Source organism: Pseudomonas sp. UM16 (assembly GCF_050312595.1).
Classification (GTDB): Bacteria; Pseudomonadota; Gammaproteobacteria; order Pseudomonadales; family Pseudomonadaceae; genus Aquipseudomonas.
The window spans coordinates 86673-105343 of the sequence record NZ_JBNPJT010000010.1; the positions used below are offsets into that span (position 1 = coordinate 86673).

20 protein-coding genes and 1 pseudogene are annotated in these 18671 nt (G+C 59.1%); 8 read left to right on the forward strand and 13 right to left on the reverse strand.

The genetic code is table 11. The annotated features are described in order from the left end of the window. Nucleotides 1-84 precede the first annotated feature (84 nt). Complete coding sequence (locus ACQRAX_RS13690) at nt 85-291, forward strand: hypothetical protein (RefSeq protein ID WP_412038554.1); 207 nt, start codon at nt 85-87, stop codon at nt 289-291. A gap of 61 nt (nt 292-352) precedes the next feature. Here ACQRAX_RS13690 and ACQRAX_RS13695 read toward each other — a convergent pair whose 3' ends face one another. Further along, a complete protein-coding gene (locus ACQRAX_RS13695; protein WP_045188067.1) occupies nt 353-937 on the reverse strand; it encodes a YajG family lipoprotein in 585 nt (194 codons plus the stop codon). A gap of 760 nt (nt 938-1697) precedes the next feature. On the opposite strand from ACQRAX_RS13695, the gene mqo reads away from it, so the two are divergent. Continuing rightward, nucleotides 1698-3203: a malate dehydrogenase (quinone) gene (gene mqo, locus ACQRAX_RS13700; protein WP_412038553.1), complete on the forward strand. Its 1506-nt coding sequence runs from the start codon at nt 1698-1700 to the stop codon at nt 3201-3203. A gap of 54 nt (nt 3204-3257) precedes the next feature. Here mqo and ACQRAX_RS13705 read toward each other — a convergent pair whose 3' ends face one another. From ACQRAX_RS13705 to ACQRAX_RS13720, 4 genes are all read right to left on the reverse strand, one after another. Next, nucleotides 3258-3545 carry a PA4642 family protein gene (locus ACQRAX_RS13705; RefSeq protein WP_412038552.1) on the reverse strand — a complete coding sequence of 96 codons (288 nt, stop codon included), beginning with the start codon at nt 3543-3545 and terminating at the stop codon, nt 3258-3260. A 71-nt stretch (nt 3546-3616) separates the two neighbouring features. Beyond that, the gene (locus tag ACQRAX_RS13710; protein ID WP_412038551.1) at nt 3617-4084 is read right to left on the reverse strand and encodes a hypothetical protein; all 468 of its coding nucleotides are present in this window, start codon (nt 4082-4084) and stop codon (nt 3617-3619) included. Nucleotides 4085-4120: 36 nt separating this feature from the next. Continuing rightward, nucleotides 4121-4594 carry a WbuC family cupin fold metalloprotein gene (locus tag ACQRAX_RS13715; protein ID WP_412038550.1) on the reverse strand — a complete coding sequence of 158 codons (474 nt, stop codon included), beginning with the start codon at nt 4592-4594 and terminating at the stop codon, nt 4121-4123. 5 nt (nt 4595-4599) lie between these two features. Then, nucleotides 4600-5157: a hypoxanthine-guanine phosphoribosyltransferase gene (locus tag ACQRAX_RS13720; RefSeq protein WP_412038549.1), complete on the reverse strand. Its 558-nt coding sequence runs from the start codon at nt 5155-5157 to the stop codon at nt 4600-4602. 163 nt (nt 5158-5320) lie between these two features. On the opposite strand from ACQRAX_RS13720, the gene upp reads away from it, so the two are divergent. Both upp and ACQRAX_RS13730 read left to right on the forward strand, forming a co-directional pair. After that, a complete protein-coding gene (gene upp, locus ACQRAX_RS13725) occupies nt 5321-5959 on the forward strand; it encodes a uracil phosphoribosyltransferase (protein WP_412038548.1) in 639 nt (212 codons plus the stop codon). 2 nt (nt 5960-5961) lie between these two features. Further along, the gene (locus tag ACQRAX_RS13730; protein ID WP_412038547.1) at nt 5962-7221 is read left to right on the forward strand and encodes a uracil-xanthine permease family protein; all 1260 of its coding nucleotides are present in this window, start codon (nt 5962-5964) and stop codon (nt 7219-7221) included. 58 nt (nt 7222-7279) lie between these two features. On the opposite strand, the gene hemH is transcribed toward ACQRAX_RS13730, so the two are convergent. Together hemH and ACQRAX_RS13740 are read right to left on the reverse strand one after the other, a co-directional pair. Continuing rightward, complete coding sequence (hemH, locus tag ACQRAX_RS13735; protein ID WP_412038546.1) at nt 7280-8296, reverse strand: ferrochelatase; 1017 nt, start codon at nt 8294-8296, stop codon at nt 7280-7282. A 13-nt stretch (nt 8297-8309) separates the two neighbouring features. Further along, nucleotides 8310-9215 (reverse strand): TIGR01777 family oxidoreductase, encoded by a 906-nt coding sequence (locus tag ACQRAX_RS13740; protein ID WP_412038545.1) that lies wholly within the window; start codon nt 9213-9215, stop codon nt 8310-8312. Nucleotides 9216-9400: 185 nt separating this feature from the next. Between ACQRAX_RS13740 and ACQRAX_RS13745 the strand changes: the two genes are divergently transcribed. From ACQRAX_RS13745 to ACQRAX_RS13760, 4 genes and pseudogenes are all read left to right on the forward strand, one after another. Further along, nucleotides 9401-10387 carry an NAD(P)/FAD-dependent oxidoreductase gene (locus ACQRAX_RS13745; protein ID WP_412038544.1) on the forward strand — a complete coding sequence of 329 codons (987 nt, stop codon included), beginning with the start codon at nt 9401-9403 and terminating at the stop codon, nt 10385-10387. 110 nt (nt 10388-10497) lie between these two features. Beyond that, a pseudogene (locus ACQRAX_RS13750) lies at nt 10498-10998 on the forward strand (YbgA family protein); the annotation flags it as partial. Between the two features lie 108 nt (nt 10999-11106). Next, a complete protein-coding gene (phrB, locus tag ACQRAX_RS13755) occupies nt 11107-12552 on the forward strand; it encodes a deoxyribodipyrimidine photo-lyase (protein ID WP_412038542.1) in 1446 nt (481 codons plus the stop codon). Next, nucleotides 12545-13249 (forward strand): SDR family NAD(P)-dependent oxidoreductase, encoded by a 705-nt coding sequence (locus tag ACQRAX_RS13760; protein ID WP_412038541.1) that lies wholly within the window; start codon nt 12545-12547, stop codon nt 13247-13249. The genes phrB and ACQRAX_RS13760 overlap by 8 nt, the downstream gene beginning before the upstream one ends. A 38-nt stretch (nt 13250-13287) precedes the next feature. Here ACQRAX_RS13760 and ACQRAX_RS13765 read toward each other — a convergent pair whose 3' ends face one another. The 6 genes from ACQRAX_RS13765 to hemA all read right to left on the reverse strand — a co-directional run bounded on the left by ACQRAX_RS13765 (nt 13288) and on the right by hemA (nt 18652). Then, nucleotides 13288-13806, reverse strand: a complete 519-nt coding sequence (locus ACQRAX_RS13765; RefSeq protein WP_412038540.1) for an acyloxyacyl hydrolase — start codon at nt 13804-13806, stop codon at nt 13288-13290. Between the two features lie 116 nt (nt 13807-13922). Then, the gene (gene murI, locus ACQRAX_RS13770; RefSeq protein ID WP_412038539.1) at nt 13923-14723 is read right to left on the reverse strand and encodes a glutamate racemase; all 801 of its coding nucleotides are present in this window, start codon (nt 14721-14723) and stop codon (nt 13923-13925) included. Continuing rightward, complete coding sequence (locus ACQRAX_RS13775; protein WP_412038538.1) at nt 14716-15471, reverse strand: molybdopterin-synthase adenylyltransferase MoeB; 756 nt, start codon at nt 15469-15471, stop codon at nt 14716-14718. Before ACQRAX_RS13775 ends, murI begins: the two co-directional genes overlap by 8 nt. Continuing rightward, on the reverse strand, nt 15465-16295 hold the full coding sequence (gene prmC / locus ACQRAX_RS13780) for a peptide chain release factor N(5)-glutamine methyltransferase (RefSeq protein WP_412038537.1): 831 nt from the start codon (nt 16293-16295) through the stop codon (nt 15465-15467). The genes ACQRAX_RS13775 and prmC overlap by 7 nt, the downstream gene beginning before the upstream one ends. Next, nucleotides 16296-17378 (reverse strand): peptide chain release factor 1, encoded by a 1083-nt coding sequence (gene prfA / locus ACQRAX_RS13785; RefSeq protein ID WP_412038536.1) that lies wholly within the window; start codon nt 17376-17378, stop codon nt 16296-16298. Next, nucleotides 17375-18652: a glutamyl-tRNA reductase gene (hemA, locus tag ACQRAX_RS13790; RefSeq protein WP_412038535.1), complete on the reverse strand. Its 1278-nt coding sequence runs from the start codon at nt 18650-18652 to the stop codon at nt 17375-17377. Before hemA ends, prfA begins: the two co-directional genes overlap by 4 nt. Between the last annotated feature and the right edge of the window lie 19 nt (nt 18653-18671).

Below are 18671 nucleotides of genomic sequence, written 5' to 3' on the forward strand. Positions count from 1 at the left end.
CTTTTCGACCAATGACGAGCCTCGTCACACGAATGTCATCCACACACGCCACCCTAGCGGCCTTCAACGAATCGGAGCTCGTTCATGCTGCACGCCGAAAACCAGGACCGCCTCTATCAGATCGCCCAAAGCGACGAACAGCAAGCGCTGATCGACGGCCTGGCGTTCAATGTCCAGGACCGTCAATGGCTGGTGTATTGCGCACTCGGTGGTCATGCCCATGAGCACCTGCCCGAGGTCGATGGCCAGACCGGTATCAGCGTCCTGGAGTTCTACGTCGAAGCAGCCTGAAGCCAGCCACAAAAAAGCCCGATGACCGACCTACAGTCACCGGGCGTTTTGTGAACGTCGATTACTCGCCGAGGATCTGGCCAATGGCCTGGTCCTTGAACAAACGGGTCAGGGCGTCACTGAGGACGTCACCGACCAGCTTGGTGTTGGTTTCCTGGTTCGGTGCCATGCCAAAGCGCTGGTCCAGGGACGCACCATAACGACCGCTGTAGCGACGGTTGGCGTTGGACACGTCCGCCTTGAAGGTCGCACCAATGGTGGCCTCAGTTACGTACATGCCTTCTTTCGGCGACTGGTACTTCAGTTCGGCCAGGGTCACCGTCAGCTGCGGCGCGTTGTAGGCGTTTGGCGTCGGGGTGAAGCCCAGCAGGCGCACGGCCGCTTCGGCCTGGGCCTGCAGTTTTGGCAAAATGTCGTTGCCGGTCACGGTAATCGCGCTGGTTTCAGGGTACAGACCACCACGGGTGCCCAGCGTTTGCGAAGCACGACCATCGACCACCTTGACCACCACTGGCTGGCCATGACCGACCGGCGCCAACTGAGCGGTGAGTTTGGGTTGCGGGCTGAGTTGTTGCGGGCTGTGGGCACAACCGACCAGCGTCAGACTGGTCACCGCGATCAAACCGAACAACAAACGTTGCAACATGCTCATCTCTCCAGAATAGGCAGCAAAGGCCGCCAGTATAACCAGCACGAGGCGGCCCAGCTATCGCCGTGCCATTAGTGATTAAGACCGGTCAGAACAGCACGGGTTCGCGATCAAAACGACTGATCCGCCTGTGGCGACCCTAGCCGCCTGAACCGTGCATCAATAAAAGTCGCTAATTAAAGATCATTTCTGTCCAAGACATCGTTATAATCTCCCCCCGATTATAAGGACGTCTCCTGATCGGGCCTCGCAGCACCGCCAATGTGCACCATCGGCATCCTCCGCACCGCCCACAGAGAGCCTTCCACACAGGTCTTGCACCAGCCAGTGTGCCTGCGTCATTTCGGCCCCCTGCTCTGCCTGAACCTGCCGGCCTGCCATCGCGCAGACCATTTTGAGGTTCACGACTCCAAAAGAGCGTGAAAAAACGGGTTTTCACAACTTCACGAGAGTGTGGCGAGCAATGAACAGTCTGGCATGTGCAAAAGCACCTAAAGTGTCCCGAACAGCCCTGAACAGCTGGCAAATGTGCTCATCCAGGATGAGTGCCTGAGGCCGGTCCATAACGCACGACGGACACCTTGACCATAAGTCGAATTGCCGCATCGGCCTTAAAATGCGTTTATAGGCAACGCAAAGCCCGGTTGGCGGTGTCCGCTGAAGTTGCAAAAACTGCGAAGAATCGGACATGGCGGTCCTGGCCAAGCCTGGGATCCTATGCTGTCAATTTGGTGCTGTAGATTTTGGAGACGCGTTAATGGCGCAGAACGAAGCAGTCGATGTAGTACTGGTAGGGGCAGGCATCATGAGTGCCACCCTGGCCGTACTGCTCAAGGAACTCGACCCGGCGATCAAGCTGGAAGTCGTCGAGTTGATGGACTCGGGTGCCGCGGAAAGTTCCAACCCGTGGAACAACGCCGGAACCGGCCATGCCGGGCTGTGTGAACTGAACTACACGCCGCAGGCCGCCGACGGCAGCATCGACATCAAGAAAGCGGTGCTCATCAACACTCAGTTCGAGGTGTCCCGGCAGTTCTGGGCCTACCTGAGCAAGAAGGGCGCGTTCACTTCGCCACGGGCGTTCATCAACCCCGTGCCGCACCTGAGCTACGTCGAAGGTCAGAAGGGTATCGACTTCCTCAAGAAGCGCTTTGAGCTGCTCAAGCAGCACCATGCCTTCAGCGAGATGGAATACACCGAAGACAAAGCCGTGATGAACGAGTGGATGCCGCTGATGATGCCGGGTCGCCCTGCCGACCAGCAAATCGCCGCCACCCGCGTCTTGAAAGGCACCGACATCAACTTCGGCGCCCTGACCAATAAATTGCTCAAGCACCTGGCCAGCGCGCCAGATGCCCAGGTCAAGTATTGCAAGCGGGTTACTGGCTTGCGTCGCAATGGCAGCGGCTGGACCGTCAGCATCAAGGACGTCAACAGCGGCAGCAGCCGTGAAGTCGACGCCCGCTTCGTGTTCCTCGGCGCCGGTGGCGCGGCCCTGCCGCTGCTGCAGCAGTCGGGTATCGAAGAAAGCAAAGGCTTTGGCGGGTTCCCGGTCAGTGGCCAATGGCTGCGTTGCGACAACCCGGAAGTGGTCAAGCAGCACCAGGCCAAGGTCTACAGCCAGGCTGCAGTCGGTTCGCCACCGATGTCGGTTCCGCACCTGGATACTCGTGTTGTCGATGGCAAGACCTCGCTGCTGTTCGGTCCTTATGCCGGCTTCACCACCAAGTTCCTCAAGCACGGTTCGTTCCTCGACCTGCCACTGTCGGTACGCATGGGGAACATCGGCCCGATGCTCGCCGTGGCACGCGACAACATGGACCTGACCAAGTACCTGGTCAGCGAAGTGATGCAGTCGATGGAGCAGCGCCTGGACTCCCTGCGCCGCTTCTACCCCGAGGCGAAAGCTGAGGACTGGCGCCTTGAAGTGGCTGGCCAGCGTGTCCAGATCATCAAGAAAGACCCGAAAAAAGGCGGCATCCTGCAGTTCGGTACCGAGCTGGTAGCAGCCAAGGACGGCACCCTCGCCGCTCTGCTGGGCGCCTCTCCGGGTGCTTCGGTGACGGTCTCGATCATGCTCGACCTGATCGAGCGCTGCTTCCCCGAGCAGACCAAGGGCGCCTGGGCAGCCAAGCTCAAGGAAATTTTCCCGGCCCGGGAAAAGGTCCTGGCCGCCGACGCCGCGCTGTACCACAAGATCAGCGCACACAACGACGAGGTCCTCGGCCTGGTCGAAAACAGCCCGGCGCAAAGCTACGCGTAAAGCACCGGCATAAAAAAACGCCCTTCGGGGCGTTTTTTTATGCGCGCTGGCTAATCAGCCGCGAGCCGTGTCGATGATCTCAATGTACTCAGCGGCGTTGCGCTGGTCCTTGATCACGTCGACGAAAGTTTGGCCGTGTTCGTCTTTACCGTCCACGTCCAGGCCCGCCTCAACGAAGAAACCGACAAAACGTTCGAAGTCGTCGATGCGCAGGCCGCGATAGGCCTTGATCAGCTTGTGCAGCGAAGGCGAAGTGGCATCCGCTGGTTCGAACTGCAGGAAGGATTTGACGTAGTCGTCGCTGATCTCGTCGCCAATCACTTGCTTCTTGTCTTTACGCATTACCGACTCCACCTGAACCATCACGGACATTTTTCACGGGCCGGCAGTTTACCCCTGCCCGACACTGGCACTCAACGCGCGCGTACCGCTCCAGTGTGCAGATCAGCCCAGATATGGCCGTTGCCGTAGCTGAGGAACTGCACATAGACGGTATCGTTGCGCAACAGATCAAGGATCACCCGATATTGGCTCAGCGGGTAATTGAGGTTCAGGGTTTTACTTTTGGCGTCGAACACCGGCTTTTTCAGGCTTTTGCTTTCGCCATCGAAGCTGATCAGCACCTGATTGGCGCTTGTGCCCTTGCTCAATGGCTTGCCTTTCAGGCGCAAGGTCAACGGCGAGGTCACCGGAATGGGTTGCTGATTGGACTGACGCTGATTGCCCACCACCACCGAATAGCTGGTGACTTGCAACAGCTGCTGGACCTCAGGGACCTCCTGGCGCAGGGACTGATCATCCGCTGGCAGAAACTGATTGTGCAAGGGAGCGGCAGCCAGCGGCAGGCTCAAGAGCAAAAGAAGGGGGGCGATTGCACGCATGGCAGGCTCCTTGGAACGGCCTGGCACTCTAGCACGTCAATCGAAGTGCGCGCGCATCCAGGCCTGATACTCGGCAACGCCTGGATCGCCTTCGCGCGGCGCCCAGTTAGCCAGCTCTCCTTCGCCAACTGGGCGATAAGGGCCAGACTTGCACTCGAACATCATGCTGTCTGCTTCCAGCACCACCAGACCGTGAAAGGTACCGGGCGCAAGATCAACACCCAGGCAATCGCCACCGGCCTGCATCACCCGCTTGTCGACTACCGTGCCCTGCTCATCAAAGATCAACAGGCCCAGCTTGCCACGCAACACGATCAGGCATTCAGCCTTGTCGGCTGACAGATGTTGGTGCGGCGGAATATAGGTAGCAGGCTGCAGGCCGACCACCATGCGGTGGCAAGGCTCTTCCATTTCATGAAAATTGTGGTGCTGGCGACTGCGCGGATTAGCCGCAGCCTTGGCAGCCAGCGCGGTAAACAACGCGTGGTCGAGAAACCCGGGCTGGCGCATGTGATTTACAGCCCTTTGACGGCGAAAATGCCATTGGCGTTGCGCCAGTAGCCCTTGTAATCCATGCCATAACCGAACACATAACGGTCAACGCAGCTCAGGCCACAGAAGTCGGCTTTCAACTCGGTGCTGGCCTTGCGGTCGTGATCCTTGTCGATCAGCACGGCAGTGTGCACAGCACGAGCGCCGGCATGCTTGCAGAAGTCGATGATGGCACTGAGGGTGTGACCTTCATCCAGGATGTCGTCGATGATCAGTACGTCACGATCAATGAACGAGACTTCCGGCTTGGCTTTCCAGAACAGATCACCACCGCTGGTCTGATTGCGATAGCGCGTGGCGTGCAGGTACGACGATTCCAGCGGGAATTGCAGGTGGGTCAGCAGCTTGCCAGCGAAAATAAGGCCACCGTTCATCACACAGAACACCACCGGGTTGCTCTCGGCGAGCACTTCGCTGATTTGCGCGCCAACATGGGCGATGGCGGCCTCTACTTCGGCTTCGGTGTACAGGCAGTCAGCCTCTCGCATGACTTGACGGATATGCTCGAGATCAGCGGACATGGCGCTCTCCAGGGGGCTGCAATTGTGAAAAGCGGGCAAAGGTACGCATCCAACGGCGCCAGATCAAGCATTTATGGACTAACGTCCAGAATGCCTATAGGACACACACGGCTGAATAGATTAATCTACCGCGGTTTTTTTGCCCGCCCCCGGAGCTTTCCCTATGCCTACCCGTGAGATCCGCCATCCGCTGATCCGTCACAAGCTCGGCCTGATGCGCCGCGCTGATATCAGCACCAAGAATTTCCGCGAACTCGCCCAGGAAGTCGGCACGCTCCTGACCTACGAGGCCACCAAAGACCTGCCACTCGAAAGCTACGAGATCGATGGCTGGTGCGGTAAGGTCCAGGTCGAGAAAATCGCCGGTAAGAAGATTACTGTAGTACCGATCCTGCGCGCCGGTATCGGCATGCTCGACGGTGTGCTCAGCCTGATTCCAGGCGCCAAGGTCAGCGCCGTGGGCGTTGCCCGCAACGAGGAAACCCTCGAAGCCCATACCTACCTGGAAAAGCTCGCCCCGGAAATCGACGAGCGCCTGGCGCTGATCATCGACCCGATGCTGGCCACCGGCGCTTCGATGGTCGCCACCATTGACCTGCTGAAAAAAGCTGGCTGCAAAGACATCCGCGCAATGGTCCTGGTTGCCGCGCCGGAAGGCATTGCCGTGGTCGAGAAAGCACACCCGGATGTACAGATCTACACCGCCTCGATCGACGAGCGCCTGAACGAACATGGCTACATCATCCCAGGCCTGGGCGATGCCGGCGACAAGATCTTCGGCACCAAGCAGAAGGACGCCTGAGCATGCAGCAGGAGTTCAACGACCCGCTCTGGCGCCAGGTTCTCTCCGGCGCGCAGATGCTGTTCGTCGCCTTTGGCGCGCTGGTGTTGATGCCGCTGATCACCGGCCTTGACCCTAACGTCGCGCTGTTCACTGCGGGCCTGGGAACTCTGCTGTTTCAGGTGGTGACTGGCCGTCAGGTTCCGGTGTTCCTGGCGTCGAGCTTTGCCTTCATTACCCCGATCATTCTTGCCAAGGGCCAGTTCGGCCTGGCCGAGACCATGGGCGGGGTGATGGCGGCGGGTTTTGTCTACACCTTCCTCGGCCTTGCCGTGAAGATCAAGGGCACCGGTTTCATCGACCGCCTGCTACCACCTGTGGTGATTGGCCCGGTGATCATCTCGATCGGCCTGGCCATGGCACCGATTGCCGCCAACATGGCCATGGGCAAGGCGGGTGACGGTACCGAACTGCTGCCCTACAGCACGGCGATGCTGATCTCGATGCCGGCGCTGTTGACGACGTTGATTGTCGCGGTATTCGGCAAGGGCATCTTCCGCCTGGTACCGATCATTGCTGGCGTGCTGGTGGGTTTTGCCCTGTCGTTCTACTTCGGCGTGGTCGATACCGCCAAGATTGCCGCCGCGCCTTGGTTGGCCGTGCCGCACTTCACCGCACCAGCATTCAACTGGCAGGCGATCCTGTTCATCGTGCCGGTTGCCCTTGCACCGGCCATCGAGCATATCGGCGGGGTGATTGCCGTGGGTAGCGTGACCGGGCGCGATTACCTGAAAAAGCCTGGCCTGCACCGCACCCTGCTTGGTGATGGTATTGCCACTACCACGGCCGGCCTGTTCGGTGGCCCGCCCAACACCACCTACGCAGAAGTCACAGGCGCGGTGATGCTGACCAAGAACTACAACCCGAAGATCATGACCTGGGCGGCGATTTTCGCCATCACCCTGGCCTTCATCGGCAAGTTCGGCGCGCTGCTGCAGAGCATTCCGGTGCCGGTGATGGGCGGAATTCTGTGCCTGCTGTTCGGCTCGATTGCAGCCGTGGGCATGAACACCATGATCCGCCACAAGATCGACCTGAGCGAAGCCCGCAATCTGGTGATCGTTTCGGTAACGCTGGTGTTCGGCATCGGCGGTGTGCTGGTGGGTAGCGGCACAGGCCCGGACGATTGGGGCCTTAAGGGCATCGCACTGTGTGCGGTGGTTGCCATTGCCTTGAACTTGCTGCTGCCAGGTAACGACGGCTGGAAGAAAAAAGCGGAATAAGCTGCAAGCTGCAAGCCTCGGAGAGCCCATTAACCGGCTCTGGCTTGCAGCTTGAGGCTTAATGCGCTTCCTCTGAAAGCGCCTTCAGCGCCTGTACCCATTGCGGGTGATCATTCAGGCACGGTACCAGCAGCAACTCCTCCCCGCCTGCCGCAATAAACTGCTCACGTCCGCGATCTCCGATCTCTTCCAGCGTCTCGATGCAGTCAGCAACAAACGCCGGGCACATGACCAGCAGCTTCTTCACCCCTGATTTCCCCAATTCATCCAGCCGCGTTTCGGTGTAGGGCTCAATCCATTTGGCCCGGCCCAGCCGCGATTGGAACGACACCGACCACTTACCATCGGGAATGCCCATCTGCCGGGCAAACGCCTGGGCGCTGCGCAGGCATTGCCCGCGATAACACACAGCAAGCATCTCGGGCGAGGAGTCCCGGCAGCAGTCCGCAGCCTGGAAATCATGTGTGCCCGTCGGATCGAGCTTCTTCAAGTGGCGCTCAGGCAAGCCATGGAAGCTCAGCAACAGATGGTCATAATCCTGCTCAAGATACGGCCGGGCACTGGCCACCAATGCATCGATGTATTCAGGACGGTCATAGAACGGCTGCAACACGGTCATCTGCAATGGCAATTTCTGTTCGCTAATCACCTGCCGAGCTTGTTCAGTCACCGTCGTCACGGTGCTGTCGGCAAATTGTGGATAGAGCGGTGCCAGAGTGACTTTCTTCACGCCCTGGGCTGCCAACCGCGCCAGCACCACCGGCAATGACGGCTCGCCATAGCGCATGGCGATTTCCACCGGGCCATGGCGCCACTGCTCACGCATGGCCTCCTGCAAACGACGGGTCAACACCACCAGGGGCGAACCTTCGTCCCACCAGATCGAGGCATAGGCATGAGCCGATTGCTCAGGCCGCTTGATCAGGATCAGCGAAACCAGCAAGCGACGTACCGGCCAAGGCAAGTCGATAACGTAGGGGTCCATCAAAAACTGATTGAGGTAGCGGCGCACATCGGCTACCGATGTGGAGGCCGGCGAGCCCAGGTTGACCAGCAGCAGAGCGTGATCGGTCATGCAACGTCCTATTTCAGAGGCGACTGGACAACTCATCCAGAGCCGATTGCAGATCATTGAAGCGGAAAGTGAAACCCGCAGCGAGCAAGCGCACCGGCCGTGCCCGCTGACCGCCCAACAGCAGGGTCGACAGTTCGCCCAACCCAGCCTTGAGCACCAGTGCCGGTACCGGCAAAAAGGCCGGACGATGCAACACGCGACCCAGACGCTTGGCAAACTCGCGGTTGCGCACCGGTTCCGGGGCGCAGGCATTATAAGGACCGCTGGCGTCCTTGTGCTGCAAGAGAAAATCTATCAGGGCAATCTGGTCGTCGATATGCACCCACGGCATCCACTGCCGACCGTCACCAATCGGGCCGCCCAGGCCCCATTTGAACGGCACACGCAGGCGCGACAAAAAGCCGCCCTCGCTGGACAGCACCAAACCGGTACGCACCAGCACCACACGTATGCCCAAGGCTTGCGCACGCTGTGCAGTTTCCTCCCAGGCGATGCACAGCTGACTGGCAAAGTCCTCTTTGACCGGCTGCGAAGCCTCAGTCAGCTCACGTTCGCCACCGTCGCCGTACCACCCTACTGCTGAGCCGGAGATCAGTACTTCAGGGCGCTGCTGACGGCCGTTGAGCCAGGCCAGTAACTGCTCCGTAAGGGTGATTCGACTGCTCCAGAGCAGCGCCCGTCGCCGCGCACTCCAAGGGCGATCGGCAATCGGCGCACCGGCCAGATTGATCACCGCATCGATGCGCTGCTCTTCACCTAACTCTTCCAGCTGGGCAATCCCCTGTACACCCGCCCCGCACAACTTTCCCACTTGCTCGGGCCGCCGACTCCAGACCGTCAGACGATGACCTTGTGCCAACCAGTGCTGACAAAGTTGTTGGCCTATCAATCCCGTACCGCCGGTCAGCAATATATGCATGGCTGTGTCCTCACATGGCGCGCCCTGGTCTATTTTTAACAACAAGGCACTTTTTTGACCAAACGCTCTCGGATAAACATAGGCCAACCTGCAATAGCGAATGAAGCCATATTATGCACGGATCGTTAATTGTACAGGTTTGCCCTGCAGCGTAGCCTGCAACCCTAAGGTTCGAAGAGGCCATTATGACTGTACCTATTGCCATCATCGGTGCCGGCATCGCCGGGCTGTCAGCGGCCCAGGCACTGCAAAAAGCCGGGCAGACTGTCCACTTGTTCGACAAGGGCCACGGCAGCGGCGGCCGTATGGCCAGCAAACGCAGTGATGCCGGTGCCCTGGATCTCGGTGCACAATATTTCACCGCCCGCGACCGGCGCTTTGTCGAGCAGGTTCAGCAATGGGTGACAGCCGGCTGGGTCGCCGAGTGGAAGCCGCAGCTCTACAACTATCAGAACGGTGTCCTGAGCCCGTCTCCAGACGAACAGACCCGTTGGGTCGGCGTGCCGCGCATGAGTGCAATCACCCGGGGCTTGCTCAAAGACGTGACCGTCAACTTCACCTGCCGGATTGCCGAGGTATTTCGTGGCAAACACTACTGGCACTTGCAGGACACTGACGGCTGCAGCCACGGCCCGTTCAGCCGAGTGATCGTCGCGGTGCCAGCACCCCAGGCCACCCAATTGTTGGCGGCCACCCCGAAGCTTGCGGCCACTGCCGCAGGGGTGCAGATGGATCCGACCTGGGCGATTGCCCTGGCCTTCGATACGCCACTGGACACACCGATGCAGGGTTGCTTCGTACAAGACAGTTCCCTTGACTGGCTGGCATGCAACCGCAGCAAACCAGGCCGTGACGAGCATATGGACACCTGGGTGCTGCATGCCACCTCAAGCTGGAGCAAGCAGCACATCGACCTGAGCAAGGAAGCGGTGATCGAACAGCTGTGGGGCGACTTTGCCGAATTGGTCGGTTGCGTAGTTCCGGCGCCGAACTTTTCCCTTGCCCACCGCTGGCTCTATGCCCGTCCAGCCAGCAACCACGAATGGGGCGCCTTGGCCGACGCCGACCTGGGCCTCTATGCCTGCGGTGACTGGTGCCTGTCGGGACGCGTTGAAGGTGCCTGGCTTAGTGGCCAAGAAGCAGCTCGGCGGCTGCTTGAGCATCTGGAATAGCGGTGAAATCTCGCGCTTTTTGTATTCCTGTACAATAATTTCACTTTGTACAAGATTATTTGAAGCCTACCATGGACACTTTTTGCCAGCATCCCCACGGTTTTGCCAACGAAGAAGACCTGCGCGATCCGGTGCTGCGGGATAACTACGCCCTCCTGGCCGATTGGCAACAACTGTTAGCCCAAGGTCTCAACCGTAGCGCCCTTATCGACTTTCATTCCCGCTACAAATACCAATTGATGGCCAGCAGTCCACAGCAGTACAAGGTGCTGGGACAACTACTGGGCAGCATGACTCGCGACGATGACCCGCAGGTCCTTGGTCCTCGCTATTTCAGCCAGTTACAGCAAGCGCTAAGCCGCTGTGCGACCCGCGGTAACCACACTAATGTGCTCCTGCACCTGAGTGGCTACCTGCGCAAAGCACTGAGCCAAGAAGACCGCGAGCAAATGCGTCAGTTGATCAGTCAATACCACGCTGGTGTCGTGTCCTTGGAGGTTGTGCTGACGCGGTTCAAAGATCATCTATGCCGTCACCCCGATGCTTATCTGTCACAACAGGTTTACCTGTACCCACCTGTACATAATCTGAGTTTGCGCAATGCAATGTGAGCAGACATCACATTCCATTCACGTAACTGGCGCGAATGAAGAAAAGTACGAACTTCCTGATTGGCTGCACGGTCAGCATTTTCAAGGACGCTCGACCGGGGAAGCACCATGCAACTGATCTGGCTGCGCAGCGACCTGCGCGTACACGACAATACCGCGCTGTCTGCAGCCTGCTCCCAGGGGCCGACTCTGGCGGTCTGGCTGATCAGCGCACAGCAGTGGCGCAGCCATGATGATGCCCCATGCAAAATCGATTTCTGGTTACGTAATCTGGCGCAACTCAGCGAGCAGCTTACGGCGCTGAACATTCCCTTGTTGTTGCGTGAGGCCGATACCTGGGACCAGGCTCCCGATGTGCTGTTGCAAGTCTGCCGCGACTATCAGGTGCAAGCACTGCACCTGAATGAAGAATACGGCGTCAACGAAAGCCGTCGTGATCAAGCTGTCAGTGCGGCGATGGCACGCGCAGGCATAACCGTGCATGGTTATCTGGATCAGCTGTTGTTCAAACCTGGAACAATCCTGACCCGCAACGGTGGCTACTTCCAGGTCTTCAGTCAATTTCGCAAGGTCTGTTACCAGCGTTTGCAGTTGGGTGTCCCCAGCCTGCAACGCCCGCTGACAGCGCAGGCGCCGCTAGGCATCTGCAGCGACACGATCCCCATTCAAGTGGCAGGCTTCGAGCCACCCGCTCCCAGTCTGAGCGAACTGTGGCCAGCAGGTGAGGCCGAGGCCAACGCACGTTTGCAGCGCTTTATCGACGAAGCCGCTGAGGACTATCAGCAACAGCGGGATTTACCTGCGGCAATGGGCACCAGCCAACTTTCGCCGTACATTGCAGCCGGGGTCATTTCCCCGCGCCAATGCCTGCATCGGGCGCTCGCGCACAATCAGGGGGAGTTTGACAGCGGCAACCAAGGACTAGTGACCTGGATCAATGAGCTGCTCTGGCGTGAGTTCTATAAGCACATCCTTCACGGCTATCCCCGTGTGTCGCGCCACCGCGCCTTTCGCCAGGAAACCGAGGCGTTACCCTGGCGTCATGCCCCTGAGGAATTGAAAGCCTGGCAACAGGGCCGCACCGGCATCCCGATCATCGACGCAGCCATGCGCCAACTGCTCGCCACAGGCTGGATGCACAATCGCCTACGGATGATCGTGGCGATGTTTTTAACCAAAAACCTGCTGATCGACTGGCGTGAAGGCGAGCGCTTTTTCATGCGCCACCTGATTGATGGTGACCTGGCCGCGAACAATGGTGGGTGGCAGTGGAGCGCCTCCACGGGAACCGACGCGGCACCGTACTTCCGGATTTTCAATCCCATCAGCCAGTCCCAGCGCTTCGATAGCCAAGGCCACTTTATCAAGCGCTGGCTACCCGAACGGGGAGACCTCGATGGAAAAAACATCCATTTAGCCATGCAATTTGATGGTTTATTTGCTAAAAATCAGTATCCACAACCGATTGTGGACCTCTCTAGTAGTCGCCAACGTGCCCTGATCGCTTTCAAGAATTTATCCACGCGGCAGTTTGAGGAATCGCATTTTGAGTAGTTCTATTGCCAGACGTTTCTGGGTCAGCGGTGCCAGCAGCGGCCTAGGCCTGACGCTGGTCGAACAACTGTTGGAACAAGGCGCGCAGGTAGCCGCCAGCGGCAAGCGTTGTGAAGCTTTGCGGTCCCTGACCGAACAGTACCCGCAACGACTGCTGCTGCTCGACGGCAACCTGACCGAGCCCTTCACCGCGCAGCAGGCAGCCAAACAGATCGCTGATCGCTGGGGTGCGCTTGAGTGCCTGATCATCAATGCCGGGACCTGCGACTATCTAGCCCTGGGAACGCCGGCACCGGCGATGTTCGAAAGCATCATCAACAGCAACCTCAGCGCCTCCAGGCATTGCCTGGAAAACGCCCTGCCGCTGCTGCGACATGGTCGCTCGCCTCAGGTGGTCGGTATTTTCAGTCGGTATTCATCGTTGCAATTGGGTGACCCTAGCCAACCGCTCACCTCAGACAACAGCGTGATACAGCTGTTGAATGGCCAGCGCACGGCCCTCACCACCCAAGGCATAGACTTGACGATTATTGCCCCCAAGAGCCTGAACCACCCGCAGACACCGGTGCCGGTCGCACTGCAACAGTGGACAGCGCGAAGTGCCGCACAAGCCATCCTCGAACGCCTGCCTGAGCGCCCTGCCAACCTGGTACTGGAAGCGCTGCAACAGAACAACCTCTGGCCATTGCCCAAGTAAGTACGCGGCCCTGCAAACAATGCAGGGCAAGCGTGCTTTTACAGCGGCATGCGGTAATGAAGTGTGTAGTTTTCTACGCCATCGTTAGGCGTTTGCAATCCGGCATTGGAGTAATGAATCGCGCGCACACCGATTTCATGTCCACCCGCAAAACGCAGACCAAAGCCAATGCGGTCTTCGAACTGGAAAGACGATCCCAATCGGTTATCTTCAACTTCAGTACTGGCGAATGCCGCTATGCCGATACCGGCTTCGATAAAAGGCTTTACCGACTCTCCGGCAAACTCGTAGACAAATACTGGAGCGAAGGAAAGACTGTGGTTGCTTGACGTCTCGTCACCGTCCCAATAGGTGTAGCCCGCATCCCAATAACCCGTAAGCCGGCCAACGCTGGTTTGCCACCAACTGGTATCCCAGTTCGATTGCAGCCCAAAGCGATAAGTCATAGTCGAATCGCCAGTTTGCCCAAGCGCAAACGAGAGATCGGCCGCTTGAGTTGTAAAAGATTGCCCCAGGGTCACAGCTGCAACAGCAGCCAAACAAAGCAGTTTCTTCATGAGAAACGTCCTTTTTCCTAATGCTAGTGTTGGTTCTTTTGCCTCATCGGACAAAATTATAGAAATCGGTAGCGCGACGTTAGTTCATCAAACTTTCGGTGTTTTTAACACTTATTTTATTGGGTGAAGCTTCGCACACTGGCAGCTTTATTCCACAACATTGGCAGTATATTGCGCAAATGTTCCGGGCTTGAACTGGTCCACACTTGCGCATCCCGCGCCGGGCCGAGAGACAGCAACTGGCGTTCGCTCAACAGCCGTTGCAACTGACGGGCAACCGCCGCACCCGTGTCAATAATGGCGATTGATGGCGGCACCATCTGGGCCAACAGCGGTTTGAGGAACGGGTAATGCGTGCAGCCAAGAATCAAGGTGTCGCAACCGGCTTCGAGCAAGGGCTTCACGTAGCCCTCAAGCAGCTCTCGCAGGGTTGGGCTGCCGAGATCGCCAGCTTCGATACACTCGACCAGCCCAGGGCACGGCTGGGTCACCACCCGCACATCGCTGGCAAAACGATCCAGCAAGGCTGCGAACTTGGCGCTCTGTAATGTGCCGGTGGTTGCCAGCACCCCTACTACGCCACTGCGGGTTGCTGCAGCTGCGGGCTTCACCGCAGGCTCCATGCCCACCAACGGCCAATCAGGGTATTGCTCGCGCAGATCGGCCACGGCGGCCACCGTGGCAGTGTTGCAAGCGAGCACCATGGCCTTGGCGCCCTGCCCACGGAAAAATTCGGCTACCAGGCGGCAGCGCTGGCGGATGAACTCAGGGGATTTCTCGCCGTAGGGGATATGCCCGCAGTCGGCCACGTACAACAGTGACTCATTGGGCAACAAGCGTTGGATCTCAGCCAGCACCGACAAGCCACCCACGCCGGAATCGAAGACGCCGATCGGCGCAGTTGTCTGCTCAGTCATTGTGCCCGCCGCACACACTGCATCCCGGGTCGCGCTTGACACGCAACTCACGGAAACGGCTACCCAAGGCATCAATCAGCAACAACCGACCTACCAACGGCTGACCAAAATCGGCCAACAGCTTAAGCGCTTCCAGGGCCTGCAGGCTGCCTACCAAGCCAACCAACGGACCGAGTACTCCGGCTTCACTACAGGTCAGCTCGGCTTCACTGCCATGACCGTAGAGGCAGTGATAGCAAGGGCTTTCAGGGCGACGTGGGTCGAACACTGACAACTGCCCTTCCAAGCGAATCGCCGCACCACTGACCAGCGGCTTGCGCGAGGCCACACAGGCAGCATTGACCGCTTCGCGGGTAGCGAAATTGTCGGTACAGTCGAGCACCAGGTCCACCGCCTGCACGGCGCTAGCCAAGGAATCTTCATCCAGCGCACTGCGGTGGGCCACAAGACGCACTTCAGGGTTGATTGCCTGCAAGCGGGTCAACGCTGAGTCGACCTTGCTCTGACCTACCGAGGGCGTGTCATGCAGTACCTGGCGTTGCAAGTTGGTCAAGTCGACCGTATCGAAATCCGCCAGGTGCAACTCACCGACACCGGCCGCTGCCAGGTACAACGCCACAGGAGAACCCAGGCCGCCGAGACCGACGATCAGCACCCGGCTGTTTTTCAGCCGCAATTGCCCGTCGATATCGACCTGAGCCAGAAGAATTTGCCGACTGTAGCGCAACAGCTCCTGATCACTCAGCACGACAGTCGCCCCAGGCTGATGCGCTCATGCCCACCGAAATCGATGCGGCTTTCGATCTGCTCAAAGTTGTGCTGAGCCAGCAACTCACGCACCGCTGCGGCCTGATCGTAACCGTGTTCAAGCAGTAACAAGCCACTTGGCTGCAGATGCGCAGGAGCCTGGCTGATGATAACGCGCAGGTCATCCAGGCCATCGGCACCGGCGACCAAGGCGCTGCTGGGCTCAAAACGCACATCGCCGGATACCAGATGAGGATCTTCAGCGGCGATATAGGGCGGATTGCTGATAATCAGATCGAAGCGCTCGCCACTCAGGGCGTCGAACCAATGACTGCTACGCACCTGGACATTATCCAGGCTCAGACGTTGGCGATTGCGCTCGGCCAAGGCCACCGCTTCAAGTACGCGATCGACCGCGCTGACCTGCCACTGCGGTCGCTCGCTGGCCAGGGCCAGGGCGATGGCACCGGTACCGGTACCCAGATCCAGGACCCGCACCGGCGTAGTGGGCAACAACTCCAGGGCTGTCTCGACCAGCAACTCGGTGTCCGGACGCGGAATCAGGGTATGTGGTGCCACTTCCAGGTCCAGGTTCCAGAACCCTTGCTGGCCGAGGATATAGGCCACTGGTTCGCCGCTACGGCGACGCTGCAGGTACTCGGCGAAGGTCAATGCCGCTTCGCTGCTGACAATTCGCTCAGGCCAGGTATGCAGATAACTGCGCGACTTGCCGATGGCGGCGGCCAACAGCAGTTCCACGTCCAGACGCGCAGTGGGCGAATCCGGAAGCTCCGCAGCGCGAAGCAGGCTGGCGATAATCGTCATTTACTCACCCAGTGCAGCCAGTTGGTCAGCCTGATATTCGGCCAACAACGGTTCAATCACCGCGTCGACGCCACCGGCCAGAACATCATCCAGGGAATACAGGGTCAGGTTGATGCGGTGATCGGTGACCCGGCCCTGTGGATAGTTGTAGGTACGAATTCGCTCGGAGCGGTCACCCGACCCCACCAGCAGCTTACGCTCGCTGGCAATTGCATTCTGCGCGGCGCTGGTCTGAATGTCGTTGAGTTTGGCCGACAGCCAGGACATCGCCCGCGCGCGATTCTTGTGCTGGGAACGCTCTTCCTGGCACTCGACGACGATACCGGTGGGCAAGTGGGTGATGCGGATGGCCGAGTCGGTCTTGTTGATGTGCTGACCACCGGCACCGGAGGCGCGGTAGGTATCAACCCGCAGGTCCGCCGGGTTGATCTCGATCGCCACCTGTTCATCAGGCTCGGGCAGTACCGCCACGGTGCAGGCCGAGGTGTGGATGCGGCCCTGGGATTCGGTTTCCGGCACACGCTGAACACGGTGGGCGCCGGACTCGAACTTCAGCTTGCCATAGACATGCTCGCCCTCGACTCGCGCGATGATTTCCTTGTAGCCACCATGCTCACCCTCGTTTTCCGAGAGGATTTCCAGGCGCCAGCCACGACGTTCGGCGTAGCGCGAATACATGCGGAACAGATCACCGGAGAAAATCGCCGCCTCATCACCGCCGGTACCGGCACGGATTTCCAGGAACACGTTGCGGCCGTCGTTAGGATCCTTGGGCAACAGCATGCGCTGGAGCTGAAGCTCCAACTCAGCCAATTGCACCTTGGCTTCGCGCACTTCTTCCACCGCCATTTCGCGCAAGTCGGGGTCATTGTCCTTGAGCAACGCCTGGGCGCCAGCCAGGTCATCCTGGACCTTGCGCCATTGAGCGTAGGTGGCGGCCACAGGCTCGACCTCGGCGTATTCACGGGAATAGGCACGGAAGCGGGTCTGGTCGGAAATGACTTCAGCATCACCCAGCAGGGCGGTCAATTCCTCGAAACGGTCCTGGAGGGTGTCCAGCTTATTGAGCAGCGACGCTTTCATTGCGGGGTTTTATCCGTCGAACCCTCATTGAGGGCAAAGAGTTCCTGGGCCATGGCCAACGCATCGAGGCGGCCTTCGGCAGAGAGCTTTTTCAGTTGCACACTGGGTGCATGGAGCAATTTGTTGGTCAGCCCGCGCGCCAGTTGCACCAGCACCTCTTCGGCGCCGGCACCGTTGGCCAGAAGCCGCTGGGCCTTTTGCAGTTCTTCGTCACGCAGACGTTCACTTTGCTGACGGTACGCCTTGAGCACATCGACCGCAGCCAGCTCGCGCAGACGCACCATGAAATCTTCGGCACCCACCGAAACCAGCTCTTCGGCGGCCTGGGCAGCGCCCTGGCGGCTCTTGAGGTTCTCGGCGACGACATCATGCAGGTCATCGACGGTGTAGAGATAAACGTCGTCCAGTTCACCGACCTCTGGCTCGATGTCGCGTGGTACGGCGATATCGACCATGAAAATCGGCTTGTGCCGGCGCAGCTTCAGCGCACTTTCCACCGCGCCCTTGCCGAGGATCGGCAGTTGACTGGCAGTGGAACTGATAACGATATCGCTATTGACCAATTCCTGGGGAATATCGGCTAACAATACCGCATGAGCACCGAACTGCTCGGCCAGGGTACTGGCCCGCTCCAAGGTGCGGTTGGCCACCACGATACGCCGCACGCCCTGTTCATGCAGGTGCCGCGCGACCAACGTGATGGTTTCGCCGGCGCCAATCAGCAAGGCCTGGCTACGCCCCAGGTCACTGAAGATCTGCTTGGCCAGGCTGACCGCGGCAAAAGCCACCGACACCGGATTCTCACCGATTGCGGTATCCGTACGCACCTGCTTGGCGGCACTGAAGGTCGCCTGAAACAGACGGCCAAGCAGCGGCCCGATGGTTCCAGCTTCGCGTGCCACGGCATAGGCGGACTTCATCTGTCCGAGGATCTGCGGTTCGCCCAGCACCAGCGAGTCGAGCCCGGAGGCGACGCGCATCATGTGCCGCACGGCGTCATGATCTTCATGGATGTAGGCACTGGCGCGCAGCTCATCGAGGCTCAGCTGATGGTATTCAGCCAACCAGCGCAGAATACTTTCTGCCGCCAAGTGATCCTGCTCTATATAGAGTTCACTGCGGTTACAGGTCGAAAGGATCGCCGCCTCACGGCTGGCGGTCAGTCGGCAGAGCTGCTGCAAGGCGTCCACCAACTGCTCAGGGGTAAACGCCACGCGCTCGCGTACGTCTACCGAGGCAGTCTTATGGTTGATACCGAGGGCAAGAAAGGCCATGCAAGATCGCTGATTATGA